This window comes from Mucilaginibacter sp. L196 (assembly GCF_009765905.1).
Lineage (GTDB): Bacteria > Bacteroidota > Bacteroidia > Sphingobacteriales > Sphingobacteriaceae > Mucilaginibacter.
Genome location: NZ_LMUO01000011.1, coordinates 174,758 through 188,487, shown reverse-complemented (window position 1 = coordinate 188,487; position 13,730 = coordinate 174,758). Strand labels below are relative to the sequence as shown.

The 13,730-nt window shown below is 40.4% G+C and carries 13 protein-coding genes; 9 read left to right on the top strand and 4 right to left on the bottom strand.

What is annotated here, in order from left to right:
• The first annotated feature begins 135 nt into the window (after nt 1-135).
• The 6 genes from GSQ74_RS08305 to GSQ74_RS08280 all read left to right on the top strand — a co-directional run bounded on the left by GSQ74_RS08305 (nt 136) and on the right by GSQ74_RS08280 (nt 5,550).
• A complete protein-coding gene (locus GSQ74_RS08305) occupies nt 136-867 on the top strand; it encodes an ABC transporter permease (RefSeq protein ID WP_158992102.1) in 732 nt (243 codons plus the stop codon).
• Nucleotides 864-1,616 (top strand): ABC transporter ATP-binding protein, encoded by a 753-nt coding sequence (locus GSQ74_RS08300; RefSeq protein WP_158992100.1) that lies wholly within the window; start codon nt 864-866, stop codon nt 1,614-1,616. Before GSQ74_RS08305 ends, GSQ74_RS08300 begins: the two co-directional genes overlap by 4 nt.
• A gap of 41 nt (nt 1,617-1,657) precedes the next feature.
• Nucleotides 1,658-2,005, top strand: coding sequence for a four helix bundle protein (locus tag GSQ74_RS08295; RefSeq protein WP_158992098.1), 348 nt, complete (start codon nt 1,658-1,660; stop codon nt 2,003-2,005).
• Between the two features lie 24 nt (nt 2,006-2,029).
• The gene (locus GSQ74_RS08290) at nt 2,030-2,917 is read left to right on the top strand and encodes a class I SAM-dependent methyltransferase (protein ID WP_158992096.1); all 888 of its coding nucleotides are present in this window, start codon (nt 2,030-2,032) and stop codon (nt 2,915-2,917) included.
• A gap of 119 nt (nt 2,918-3,036) precedes the next feature.
• Nucleotides 3,037-4,104 carry a hypothetical protein gene (locus GSQ74_RS08285; RefSeq protein WP_158992094.1) on the top strand — a complete coding sequence of 356 codons (1,068 nt, stop codon included), beginning with the start codon at nt 3,037-3,039 and terminating at the stop codon, nt 4,102-4,104.
• A 183-nt stretch (nt 4,105-4,287) separates the two neighbouring features.
• Nucleotides 4,288-5,550: a hypothetical protein gene (locus tag GSQ74_RS08280; RefSeq protein WP_158992092.1), complete on the top strand. Its 1,263-nt coding sequence runs from the start codon at nt 4,288-4,290 to the stop codon at nt 5,548-5,550.
• Nucleotides 5,551-5,658: 108 nt separating this feature from the next.
• On the opposite strand, the gene GSQ74_RS08275 is transcribed toward GSQ74_RS08280, so the two are convergent.
• Together GSQ74_RS08275 and GSQ74_RS08270 are read right to left on the bottom strand one after the other, a co-directional pair.
• Nucleotides 5,659-6,219 carry a DUF922 domain-containing protein gene (locus GSQ74_RS08275; RefSeq protein ID WP_158992090.1) on the bottom strand — a complete coding sequence of 187 codons (561 nt, stop codon included), beginning with the start codon at nt 6,217-6,219 and terminating at the stop codon, nt 5,659-5,661.
• A gap of 4 nt (nt 6,220-6,223) precedes the next feature.
• Complete coding sequence (locus tag GSQ74_RS08270; RefSeq protein WP_158992088.1) at nt 6,224-7,177, bottom strand: SPFH domain-containing protein; 954 nt, start codon at nt 7,175-7,177, stop codon at nt 6,224-6,226.
• Between the two features lie 87 nt (nt 7,178-7,264).
• Between GSQ74_RS08270 and GSQ74_RS08265 the strand changes: the two genes are divergently transcribed.
• Nucleotides 7,265-7,450, top strand: a complete 186-nt coding sequence (locus GSQ74_RS08265) for a hypothetical protein (RefSeq protein ID WP_158992086.1) — start codon at nt 7,265-7,267, stop codon at nt 7,448-7,450.
• Nucleotides 7,451-7,959: 509 nt separating this feature from the next.
• On the opposite strand, the gene GSQ74_RS08260 is transcribed toward GSQ74_RS08265, so the two are convergent.
• Nucleotides 7,960-8,550 carry a C40 family peptidase gene (locus GSQ74_RS08260; RefSeq protein ID WP_158992084.1) on the bottom strand — a complete coding sequence of 197 codons (591 nt, stop codon included), beginning with the start codon at nt 8,548-8,550 and terminating at the stop codon, nt 7,960-7,962.
• A 385-nt stretch (nt 8,551-8,935) separates the two neighbouring features.
• Between GSQ74_RS08260 and pdhA the strand changes: the two genes are divergently transcribed.
• Together pdhA and GSQ74_RS08250 are read left to right on the top strand one after the other, a co-directional pair.
• Nucleotides 8,936-9,931, top strand: a complete 996-nt coding sequence (pdhA, locus tag GSQ74_RS08255) for a pyruvate dehydrogenase (acetyl-transferring) E1 component subunit alpha (protein ID WP_158992082.1) — start codon at nt 8,936-8,938, stop codon at nt 9,929-9,931.
• 37 nt (nt 9,932-9,968) lie between these two features.
• Nucleotides 9,969-11,612 (top strand): dihydrolipoamide acetyltransferase family protein, encoded by a 1,644-nt coding sequence (locus GSQ74_RS08250; protein ID WP_158992080.1) that lies wholly within the window; start codon nt 9,969-9,971, stop codon nt 11,610-11,612.
• Between the two features lie 67 nt (nt 11,613-11,679).
• Here the strand turns inward: GSQ74_RS08250 and GSQ74_RS08245 are convergent, their stop codons facing one another.
• Nucleotides 11,680-13,653, bottom strand: a complete 1,974-nt coding sequence (locus tag GSQ74_RS08245) for a VWA domain-containing protein (protein WP_158992078.1) — start codon at nt 13,651-13,653, stop codon at nt 11,680-11,682.
• Nucleotides 13,654-13,730 lie beyond the last annotated feature (77 nt).

Here is a 13,730-nt window from a genome sequence, read left to right as displayed (position 1 = left end):
CTTTTGGCAAAGCGATTTAAAAAGTCGGTAAAATGCCATATAATTACGGTAAACAGAATAAATGTACTTGAAATACAACAAGCAGCAAGCCTTATTGTTAAAAAGATGTATTTTTAACCGATTTTTTAGTTTTACATGTTTCATAGCTTAGGAAAATATATACTCTTACTACGTTTAAGTTTCAGGAAGCCTGAAAAATTTAGCGTTTATTGGGCCGAAGTAATGCGCGAGATGGTTTCTGTAGGGGTGGGTTCGCTAGGCATTATATCTATCATTTCGGTATTTATCGGGGCGGCAACTACTATACAGGTAGCCTTCCAGTTGTCAAGTCCGTTAGTACCCCGCAGTATTGCAGGCAGTATCGCGCGGGATTCCACGATATTAGAGTTCAGTCCAACCATATCATCACTGGTATTGGCGGGGCGTGTGGGGTCCAGCATGGCATCACAAATTGGCACCATGCGTGTTACAGAGCAAATTGACGCTTTGGAGATCATGGGCGTAAATGCTCCGGGATATTTAATATCGCCCAAAATTATCGCGGGTGTTACCATGTTCCCGATATTGGTTATTGCATCAATCGCTTTAGGTATTTTCGGAGGTTGGCTTGCCTGTGTACTTTCAGGCGACGTTTCTCCTGCTGATTACCTTAGCGGTGTACATGAGGGCTTTGAAGGTTTAACTATTAGAGTCGCCATAGTTAAGGCGATAGTTTTTGGATTTATTATCACCTCGATATGTGCTTACCAGGGTTTTTATACTAATGGCGGCGCGCTTGAGGTTGGGCAATCTGCTACCAAGGGTGTTGTATATAGTTGCGTTATGGTTTTATTTGCCGATTTGGTTATAACCCGTATAATGCTATGATCGAGATAAAAGGCATAACTAAAACTTTTGGCGATAATGAGGTGCTAAGAGGGATAAGCGCAAAATTTAAACCGGGCAAAAACAACCTCATCATCGGCGGTTCAGGCTCAGGAAAAACCACATTGCTTAAATGCATTGTTGGCCTGCACGAACCTACAAAAGGTGATGTTATTTTTGATGGTGAAAATTTTACCGAAATGAGTTTCGAGCAGCGTGTGCCTATCCGTACGCATATTGGTATGTTATTCCAAAACTCGGCTTTGTTTGATTCGATGACCGTTGAGGAAAATATCATATTTCCTTTAAATTTGTTCACCAACCAAACCCATGCGGAAAAACTAGACCGTGCTAATTTTTGTTTAGAACGTGTTAACCTGAAAGGCAAAAATAAACTATATCCTTCGGAACTATCAGGCGGAATGAAAAAACGGGTGGGTATTGCCCGCGCCATATCCATGCAACCAAAATATTTGTTTGTGGATGAGCCCAACTCGGGCCTCGACCCAAAAACATCTATTTTGATTGATGAACTGATCAATGAGCTAACCGAAGAATACCAGATCACTACCGTAATTGTAACGCATGATATGAACTCGGTAATGGGTATCGGCGATCACATCATCTTTTTACATCAAGGCAAAAAATGGTGGGAAGGCACCAAAGACGAAATTGCGCATACTGATAACAAAGAACTCAACGACTTCGTATTCGCCAGTAAATTTATGCGGGCAGCGAAAGCGAGGCTTTAGAAAGTATGGAGTAGCTAGTATCAAGTAGCAAGACATTAGGGATGCATAACTTCAAAGAATTAAAGGTATGGAAAGCTGGGATTGAGATTTGGAAAACTAAGTTAACACGTAGTTTTCCAAATGAAGAAAAGTTTGGCCTTATATCTCAAATGACACGTTCAGCTGTTTCAATACCATCTAATATTGCTGAAGGCTGCGGAAGAAAATCTAATAAGGAACTATATCAATTTCTTAATATTGCATTAGTTTCATCATTTGAGCTTGAAACACAAATAATAATAGCGAGAGAATTTAACTATATAAGAACAGAAAAGGCAGAAAGTATTTGCGATATGATCATCGAGATTCAAAAGATGATTAGCGGCTTGCAAAAAAGTCTAAATACTTGATACTAGCTACTTGATACTAAAAACATGATCCAACTCCTCACACCTACGCACTGGAAAGATTACGAGCTGATTGATTGCGGCGATTTTGAAAAACTGGAGCGTTTTGGTACCGTAATTTTAATACGCCCCGAACCACAAGCGGTTTGGAGCAAAGCTTTGCCTGCAAGCGAATGGCAACGACTACATCATATAAAATTTAAAGGTCGCTCCGCCACATCGGGCGAATGGGTGAAGAAAAGCCCCAATATCCCCGACCGCTGGCATATTGAATATAAAAATAAAGATGCCGCTATAAAATTCAGGTTGGCAATGACCTCGTTTAAGCATTTGGGAATTTTCCCTGAGCAGGCGGTTAACTGGGATTATATATCCAAAAACATTAAGCAATTTAAAATACCCGAGCCAAAAGTGCTTAACCTGTTTGCTTATACAGGTGGCGCATCATTAATAGCTGCTGCTGCCGGTGCTGATACCACACATGTGGATTCAATTAAACAGGTAGTTACCTGGGCAAATGAAAATCAGGAAATATCGGGTATAAAAAATATCCGTTGGGTAGTTGAGGATGCATTAAAATTTGTGAAGCGTGAACTTAAACGCGGCAAAAAATATAACGGTATCATCCTTGATCCGCCTGCTTATGGCCATGGCCCTAATGGTGAAAAATGGAAACTGGAAGATCATATCAATGAAATGATGCATGATGTAGTGGAACTGCTGGACCCCGAAGAGCATTTCCTAATATTGAATACTTACTCTCTTGGGTTTTCATCTGTAATTATTGAAAACCTGATCAGAGGCGCTTATACTAAGGTAGAAAACCTTGAAATTGGCGAATTATATCTTCAGGCAACATCGGGCCCAAAATTGCCGTTGGGTGTGTTTGGCAAGTTTTATAAAAATAAAAATTAATTAGCCCGTTAAAAATTTATATTTACACGATAGTATTATTTTGATTATGGCTTATCAATCATAACCCCAATAATACACAACAACATTACAATTAGCTATTTATACATTACCCGCGTTTTATGAAATTGAAAAACATTATTTTTTCTGCCACTTTTCTGCTATTACCTTTAATATTATTCACCAATTGCAGTCAAAGCAGTTCTTCGGCAAAAGATGCGGTTAAAACTACTGCGAAACCAATAGGTACAACAACTACCACCACTACGGAAACCGACACTACTGTAAGTCACGTAACTTATCCGCCGCTTAATAAAAAGCTGTACGATTCGTTAATGAAAAAACTTGCCCATGGCGACACTACAGGAAAATGGCCGGTAAAAAATGCACCTTACCCTTTACCGGGTGCCATTTTACCGTTTAAACGTGTGGTTGCTTATTATGGTAACCTATATTCAAAAAAGATGGGCATTTTGGGCGAACTTCCGCCGAATGAAATGTTGGCTCGTTTACACCAGGCGGTACAAGAATGGCAAAAAGCTGATCCATCAACCCCGGTACAACCTGCGTTGCATTATATAGCCGTTGTTGCCAGTGGCGACCCGGGTAAGGATGGTAAATACCGCCACCGCATGCCATTTAAACAAATTGATACCGTATTGTATCTGGCCAAAAGAGCACATGCTATTGTATTTTTAGATATCCAGGTATCATTAAGTAACATCCGTGCTGAGTTGCCTTTGTTAGAAAAATACATTGAAATGCCACAAGTACATATCGGCATCGACCCTGAATTTTCTATGAAAGACGGAACTTTACCGGGTAGAAAAATAGGCACTTTTGATGCAGCTGATATTAACTATGTATCTGATTATTTGGCTAATGTTGTTCGCAAATATAACCTGCCTCCGAAAATTTTCATAGTGCACCGTTTTACCAGGAAGATGGTAACCAATTACAAAGAGATTAAATTACATAAAGAAGTTCAATTTGTAATGAACATGGATGGATGGGGTGAACCTGACTTGAAAACAGGCACCTACCGTAACTTTATTTACCCTGAACCGGTTCAATTTACAGGATTCAAATTGTTCTACAAAAACGATATTAAAAAGGCCCCACACCACATGCTAACCCCACAGGAGGTATTAAAATACAAGCCTTACCCTATTTACATACAATACCAATAGGTTTATCTGCCATAAACAAAAAGCCTCATCTTAAACGGATGAGGCTTTTTTGTTTAGTTAAAGTAAAGCCATCTCAAACTAATATTACAAACTTAATATCAGCGTATAAGGCATAATTATTATTTTCGCCGATTATAATATATTATCTAATAATACAGATCTGTTAATTACTTACCATCCCTAATGAAGTTTTATTTTGTTCTTAGTGCATTTATCTTCGCCATGTTTATTGGCCTGGATAGTTATGCTCAGCAAAATCAATCTTCAGGTATTCCTATTACAAAACTATCCCCTGTCGGCATTAATCCTGGTTCAAAGGATACTACCGTTATGGTTAGAGGTACAAAGCAACAGGATATAGGCGACGTTTTACATAAACTATTCCATAATAAAACCACTCCCGAAATTGATTCTATTACCTCAAAACCGCAGGTTTCGGTAGTACCGGCAATTGGGTATACGCTGGTAACCAGCTTCGCAGTTGTGGTATCGGGTAATATAGCGTTTCGTAATGGCCCTCAATCCAGAATATCAACCGTAGTAGCAAGCGCATCGTATACTGAAAATAAACAGTTTATTATGCCAATACAAACCAACTTTTGGACTAAGGATAACAGCTATGAGTTTGTTGGCAATTACAGCTATTTAAAGTACCCGCAAAGTACATATGGGTTAGGCAGCAATTCAAGAATATCTGCCGATGACCCGATGGATTATTCTTTAATACAGTTTTATGAAACCATATTAAGGCATGTTGGCGGGAATTTTTATGCAGGCCTTGGTTATGATTTTGATGACCATTGGGATATATCCGAAAGAGGTAATCCTGACGGGTCTGAATCTGACTATGCTAAATACGGTACAGCAACACGTACTATATCATCAGGTTTTACAATTAACGGTCAGTTTGATTCGCGTGATAACGCGATTAACCCATCAAAAGGAACATACGTAGGGCTACAATTGCGAAATAGCGACAAAAATTTTGGCGCGACAAAAAACTGGCAATCTTTAATTATTGACGTACGTAGATACATTAATTTCCCTGAAGGATCGGACAATACACTTGCCTTATGGAGTTATGACTGGCTGATTGTTGGTGGTAAACCACCATATCTTGATCTGCCCGCAACAGGCTGGGATGCGAATTTCGCTACCGGTCGTGGTTACATCCAGGGCAGGTTCCGTGGTAATGATATGCTATATGGCGAGGCAGAATATCGCTACAAAATTACGGCTGATGGTGTACTTGGCGGTACTGTATTTTTAAATGGTGAAACGTTTAACGCGGAACGGGGTACAAGCTTACAATCCATACAGCCGGGTTTCGGGCCGGGCTTACGTGTAAAGCTGAATAAAGTATCCAATACTAATATCTCTATCAACTATGGCTTTGGCAACGAAGGCTCTCGAGGCTTATTTATCTCTGTAGGCGAAGCATTTTAATCTTAGAAACTTTCATCAAATGTCATGCTGAGGAACGAAGCATCTGTACGCTTGTAAACTACTTTACAGATTCTTCACTCCGTTCAGAATGACAAGCAGGGCTCACGCTTAATCCTCATTAACCGGTGGCATATAAGCCAGCTTTTTATCAAAGTAGGCATTCCAGCTAGCTTGTTGTACTCGGTTTACCATATGGTCGGTATCCGCATCGTAATCCAAGTTCAATTGTTTGTACTTGGCATCAATCCGGTCAAATATTGCCTGGGCTTGTTGCCGGTAGTTAGCATAGAACACCGTTTTGCCAACCGTGCGTAATAATTCCTGTTGCTCCATGTAAGCAATTGTATAATGACCCTGCTCATGTCTCAGTATTTCGGTAAGCTGATCTTGTGATTTTATCATCCTGCGGTTCATCCATGACCTATTCCTGTTCATGGTTACCTTAATATCGAATTTAAGCAGGTAATAATTATCTTTCGGATTGGCTTCGTAATGAAAATCAATAGTACAGTTTGTGTAAGCAACCACCCCATCTCCATTGGTACATGGCATACCCTGAAAATCGTTGGGCGTTAATTTTTGATAAGAATCACTCTGTGCCGATGCTTTTTGCAAAGCAGGCAAACTCAAAACAACAGCACAAATCAACCCCGGTAAATTAATCTTCATTTAATTATTTAGAACTTTTCCCTTTCGACTGCTCATTATGCAAAAGGTTTAGGCTCATCATCTCTTTCATGGTTTGCTGCATGGCATCAGTTGATCCATCAAGAAAGATCACATTACCCTGCGAGTTCTCCGCGAAGTGCTTGATAGATTCTGTCCACATGGTGAATAGGATAACGGAGGTATCCATATGCGCATCCTGCATTTCTTTAGCAGCTACACTCATACCTTTGGCTACTTCCTGACGGAATAGGGCCACACCCTGTCCGCGTAGTTGTGAAGCCTGACGTTCAGCTTCGGCAGAAATCTTAATCGCGTTACCTTCAGCTTCGGCAGCTTTAGTTTTGGTAATCAATAATGCCTGTCCTTCGTTCTCAGCTGCCGCTTTCAGATTGTTTGAGGCAACCACCTGGCTCATGGATTTCATGATGATGTCATCAAAAGTAATATCGTTCAATTGCAGATCCTGTAAATGGTAACCCCAGTTTTCTAAAATTACATCTAATTGCTCTTTTACATGCTCCACAATATCACGACGAAGCACCAATACTTCTGCCTGCCGTTTGGTAGCCACAAAAGCACGGATAGAACCTTCAACAGTACGAATGAGCGCCTGCATCAGGTTACGCTCATCAACAAACTTAAATGCTACGTTAACTATACTTTCTTCGGATTGATTGAGTACCGAATAAAGCAACATGGCTTTAAAATATACATTAGCCTGATCGAATGTTACAGCCTGAAACTCCAGTTCGACCGAACGGTTTTGGATAGAGATGCGTGAATATACATTTTCGATAAGCGGAAGTTTAAAGTTTAACCCCGGCGACATGATGCGACGGTATTTACCGAATACCGTAATTACGGCAATAGTGCCCTGTTTTACAGTCACAAAGCATGACGATAAAATGATCAGCGCAATAAAAACAATAACAAATAATACAATTATTGAAGTTGACATGGGTGATAAAATTTATAATCTAATATAGAACTAATTATTGGTGTGTTATTTGTTTTTAATAAAACAATCATAACAAAAAAATCAACCATGAACTTAAAACGTACTTTCGGTGCTATCCTTACCGTGCTTGGAATTATAGGGCTTATTTATGCCGGCATCGGTATTATTAACCACACGACTGGCGCAACCACACTTATTGTAGTTGGCTTAATTGCATTGCTATTCTTTTTTTCGGGGATAAGCCTGGTAAAAAACACCAAGGACGAAGCATAGTAGGACGTTATAAATAGGCGGAGTTTGTAAAATATCGCGGAAAACAATTTTACCGTCAGCTAAAGCAGACGGCAATTTCAATTAACTCATTGCCGTTGGCTTCAGCCAACGGATAATAAATGATACTATTTAGCTTTAGCCACAAATCACAATTACGCGACCCATCAAGCGTCAATGCTTAACCCAAAAACAACTATTTTCCACCTCTTTGCGCCGCAGGCGCAGAGAGGTCGACCAGCGCAGCGAAGTCGGGTGAGTAAACTGTGCGCTTGGCATTTGCGCCAATATCGCTCGTATATTTTACTCACCCGGTCTTTGCTTCGCTCGGCCACCCTCTCTTTTGCAAGCAAAAAAGAGGGTAAAAAAGCATTAAAAAATATATTCCTTTAACTTAACGACATTGGAGGGTTAGGCGGAGATTTTGGATAAGTTATTTTGACAACTTTACTAATTAATACTCAAAAAAAAGTCCTTTCGGCTGAAAGGACTTTTTATATTTAGGTTTAGAATTAGTTAGTACTAGTACTACCCGTGCCAGCATCGGGCGAATCGTCTATCTGGCTTTTAAATGAGCTTAGCAAGCGGCCTCCTTTATAAAAGTATCTGCTGTAGTAAGCGTCATCCAAACTACTGATGGCTACACCTTTTGAGGAAGCGTGTGCAAAACGGTTATTGCCAAGGTATATACCAATGTGCGATATACGGCGGCTGTGTATTTTAAAGAAAACCAAGTCTCCTTCTTTTAATTCGTCTTTACCAACAGGGCTAACCATGCTGAAAATATCACGTGAGTTACGTTTGATATCCAGGTTAAAAACCTCGCTGTATAATTCTTTTGTAAACGCGGAGCAATCGATACCTCTTTTTGAGCTTCCGCCGAAACGGTAAGGGGTGCCGATCCAATCATATACAAAATGGAAAAGTTTCATGTTTGAGGTTGCGGATAAAGCAACTCCCATAATTTGTGACAGATAATCTTTTGCTAAACTTTCGTCGTCGTCCTGTGTTTTTACAACAGGCTGGGCTGGTATTATTTTTGTTTGAGCCTGAGCAGCTAAAACACTGAAAAATAAGACAATAACAATTAATATTTTCTTCATTTAATCCTTAGTTTGTTGTTATTAGGTCAACAAAATGTTTATTAAATTATACAATGTGTACATCGTAGGATACAAAACTATCCATATTTTTCAATTATGCAAATAAAAAGGGGCATTTTTAAAAAAAAATACAATGCCGAAAAACTTTCCATTTGCTATAACTTATTAACTATTAGTAAACAATTGTAATTTTTAACAATTATTCTTACGTTTTTTGTAGCAAAATAGTTACATAAATGTCAATTCAACATTTTCCTGGAGGTACATTATTATAATGTAGTGTAATAATTAAGAAATCTTTTTGAAGAAATGCATAGTAGTTTCGATAATTTGCAGGATATAATTAGATTTGCGCTTTACTCAGAAAAAAATAGGTTGTTTACAAATGAGTTCGATCGAAATAAATAAAGATACCTACCTTAAGTGGTACGAGTGGATGCTGCTAATGCGCAGGTTCGAAGAGAAAACCGGGCAATTATACGGACAACAAAAAATAAGGGGCTTTTGCCACTTATATATAGGCCAGGAGGCTGTGTTAGCCGGAGCCATGTCGGTTATAAGGCAAGAGGACAGTATGATCACTGCATATCGTGATCACGCGCATGCTATTGCTAAAGGTGTACCGTCAAATGCGATAATGGCCGAAATGTATGGCAAAGCTACCGGTTGCTCAAAAGGTAAAGGCGGCAGTATGCATATGTTTAGTAAGGAAAAGCATTTTTACGGTGGCCACGGTATAGTAGGCGGCCAGATCCCTTTGGGAGCAGGTGTTGCTTTTGCTGAAAAATATAAAGGTACCGACAATGTGAACATTGCTTATATGGGCGATGGTGCTGTTCGTCAGGGTGCGTTAAACGAAACCTTTAACATGGCTGCTTTATGGCAATTGCCTGTAATTTTTGTTTGCGAAAACAATGGTTACGCCATGGGTACTTCAGTTGCACGGACTACTATCCAAACAGACATTTATAAATTAGGCTTACCTTACGGTATACCATCATCAGCTGTTGACGGTATGGACCCTGTTGCGGTACATAACGCGATGGACGAGGCTGTACAACGTGCACGCCGTGGTGAAGGACCAACATTTTTAGAAATGCGCACCTATCGCTATAAAGGCCACTCGATGTCAGATCCGCAAAAGTATCGTACTAAAGAGGAACTGGAAAGCTACAAAGCAAAAGACCCGATTGAAATGGTTAAAGAAACTATTGAAAAAGAAGGCTATGCTGATGAAAAATGGTTTGAAGAAATAGCTGCCAAAATTAAAGCTGAGGTTGAAGAAGCAGTAAAATTTGCTGAAGAATCACCATGGCCTGAAGCATCAGAGCTTTATACTGATGTTTACGTGCAAGCAGATTACCCTTACATTAGGGACTAATTATATAATACACAGAATTTAAACTATTCAAAACAGAATGGCTGAAGTAATTAAAATGCCCAAAATGAGCGACACCATGACCGATGGTGTTTTAGCGAAGTGGCATAAAAAAGTTGGCGATAAAATAAAATCAGGCGATGTAATTGCCGAGATCGAAACAGATAAGGCCACTATGGACTTTGAATCATATCAGGATGGCACTTTGCTATTTATCGGTATTGAAGAAGGACAAGGTGCACCTGTTGATTCTGTTATTGCTGTGATAGGAAAAGAAGGAGAAGATTACAAAGCCGCGTTAAGCGCTGTGCCTGATGCTGCTCCTGCAAAAGCTGAGGCTGCACCTGCTGCCGAAGCGCCAAAACCTGCTGTAGCCGCAGCACCTAAAGTTGATACATCAAGCATACCGGCAACTGTAATACGCATGCCGGCGCTGAGCGATACCATGACCGAGGGTGTTATAAACAAATGGAATTTTAAAGTTGGTGATAAAGTAAAGTCTGACGACTCATTAGCTGACGTGGAAACCGATAAGGCTACCATGGAAGTTGTAGGTTACGAAGATGGTACCTTATTATACATAGGCCCTAAAGAAGGCGAAGCTGCACCGGTAAATGGCATTATTGCTATTGTTGGTAAAGAAGGAACTGATATTACTCCTTTATTACAGGATGGTGTTGGCACCCCCGCCGCTAAAGAATCTGAAGCCGCTCCTGCTACACCATCAGCACCTGCTGAAGCTGCTGCTGCCGAACCACAATTCAGCGCTGATGATAGCCGTGTTAAAGCATCTCCGTTAGCGCGTAAGATCGCGAAGGAAAAAGGCATCAACCTTAACCAGTTGAAAGGTTCTGCCGAAGGTGGCCGTATTGTTAAAAAAGATATTGAATCATTTGTACCATCGTCTGCGCCTACTGCAAAATCAACAGCTGCTGCACCTGCTGCTCCAACGCCTGCACCATCAGCTCCGGCTGCTGTAGTAGCTGCACCGTATGTTGGTGTTGAGAAATATACTGAGAAACCGGTTAGCCAAATGCGTAAGGTTATTGCCAAACGTTTGTCTGAAAGCTTATTTACCGCACCGCATTTCTATGTTACCATGTCGATTGATATGGACCAGGCGATCGTGGCACGTGGCAAAATAAATGAAGTTGCCCCGGTTAAAATCTCATTTAATGATTTTGTATTGAAAGCTTGCGCGGTTGCCTTAAAACAACACCCGGCAATCAATTCATCATGGCAGGGAGATAAAATTCGCTTTAATGAGCATATCAATATAGGTGTTGCGGTAGCTATCGAAGATGGTTTATTGGTACCGGTAGTTCGTTTTGCTGATGGAAAATCATTAAGCCAGATCTCGGGTGAGGTAAAAGACTTCGCACAACGCGCGAAAGCTAAAAAACTACAACCTGCTGATTGGGAAGGTTCAACCTTCACTATATCGAACTTAGGTATGTTTGGTGTTGATGAATTCACCGCCATTATTAACACACCTGATGCTTGTATTTTAGCGGTAAGCGGTATACAACAAGTTCCGGTTGTTAAAAACGGCGCTGTTGTACCGGGTAACGTAATGAAAGTAACCCTAAGCTCAGACCACCGTGTGGTTGATGGCGCTACGGCTTCAGCTTTCTTGTTAACATTAAAATCATTACTTGAAGAACCGGTTAGACTTTTAGTTTAATCAGAATCAAGACCTTAATATAAAAGAGCGGCAGATCAATGATTTGCCGCTCTTTTTGTTTTTGTTGTTATTTATTAGAAACCAGCTCACTCTTCGCAAGCAACTTTGCACTTTCGGCCAATTTTATAAATTCGGAACGATAACCATCGTTATCCTCTCCTTTGCCAGCACGCGCAAGACTTATAGCTTGATCATAGTTTGATTTTTGTTTGAATTGAGAATCTCTCAGTAGCATCCCAAATTCAGCAACCGCGGCAGCGAATTTAAAGTCGGCAGAAGTATTGTTTAAATTCTCAGGATTATCATTTACCACAGCCTGGCTCAATTTACTCACCATGGAATCCGGTTGTTTATACCTGAATTTTATAGTAAGCATTTCATTGGTTGCGGAAGATGAATTTTGCACCTTATCTGTTTTCTGATACTTAAGCGGATCTACTGAAACAGAATAGTCATCCTTAATTCCGGCAGGGACTATTTCATAAAGCGCGGTAACGGTGTGGCCGCTACCCATATCGCCGGCATCTTTTCTATCATTATTAAAATCCTCTTTGTTTAATATCCGGTCTTCATAACCCAATAAGCGGTATGCCTGCACTTTAACCGGATTAAACTCAACCTGGAGTTTTACATCTTTAGCAACGGTAAACATGGTACCGCCAAACTCGCTAACCAGTGCTTTCCGGGCTTCGGTAATGTTATCTATGTAGAAATAGTTACCGTTGCCTTTGTCTGCAAGGGTCTCCATTTTACTATCCTTAACATTGCCCATGCCAACACCCATTATTGAAATAGCGACGTTTGTTTCCCGCTCCTTAACTATTAACGATTCCATGTCCCCATCGCTTGATGGACCAACGTTAAAATCGCCATCAGTAGCCATAATAATGCGGTTGTTTCCATTCTCTATAAAATTATCTGCAGCCATTTTATAGGCCAGTTTTATTCCCTCGCCGCCATTTGTTGATCCCCCTGCATATAATTGATCAATGGCGCTATCTATCCTTGTCTTATCGCCGCCGCTGGTGGGTGCCAGCCTTAGTCCGGCTTCTCCGGCGTAAGCAACTATGGTCACTTTATCTTTAGGCCTCAACTCATCAACCAGCATCTTCATGGCGGCTTTAACCAATGGTAACTTGTTAGCATCCTGCATCGATCCCGAAACATCCAGCAAAAAAACCAAATTTGAAGGCGGTAATTTATCAGTGGCTATAGTTTTTGCTTTTAATCCAATACGCAACAGGCGATGGGCAGGATTCCAGGGGGCTGATGATAATTCGGTATGAATAGCAACAGGCTCATTATCTTTTGGCCCCGACAAGTCATAATTAAAATAATTGATCATCTCTTCTATCCTCACCGCATCAGCAGGAGGCAATTGTCCGTTATTAATAAAACGGCGCATATTACTGTATGAGGCATTATCTACATCAACAGAAAAAGTGGAAAGCGGGTTATCCTTAGCATTATTAAAGCCGTTTTCTACTATTGACTGATAGCTTTCATCGTTCGCGTAGGTTGGTGGAACGGAAACATTATTCGTATATGCCGACGAAGCCGGAACAGCCTTATTATAAGCATGCGCATTTTGCTTAGTGATTATGAGGCCCGATACCCTGCCGGACAACGCAGCATTTATATCTTTGCTTTTCATATAATCCGGTGAAATAGTTTGTACACTCGCGGTAATTGATGATTTTCTCTGAACACCGTACCCTGTAACTACCACTTCGCTTAATTCCTTTCCGGATACTACCATGACAACATTAAGGCTGTCAGCTTTACCAATAGAAACTACCTGCCTTTGGTATCCAACAAAAGAAAACACCAATTTATGATACCCTTTGGGTACACTAATACTATACTTACCTGCGGAATTAGTTTGCGCGCCAAGCGTTGTACCTGGAATGATGACAGTAACTCCGGGTATAGGCTGGCCATCTTCTCTGGCGGTTACTATACCGGTAATTGTCCGGCTGCTATCCGGTTTAAACCCTGTTAAACCGGCGAACATTAAAATAATACATAATAGCTTTTTCATAATCGTATGTGTTTTATTACAGGATGCAGATAAAAAGCGATTTCCATAAACCATATAAAAAAATTATTTTGTAGCAC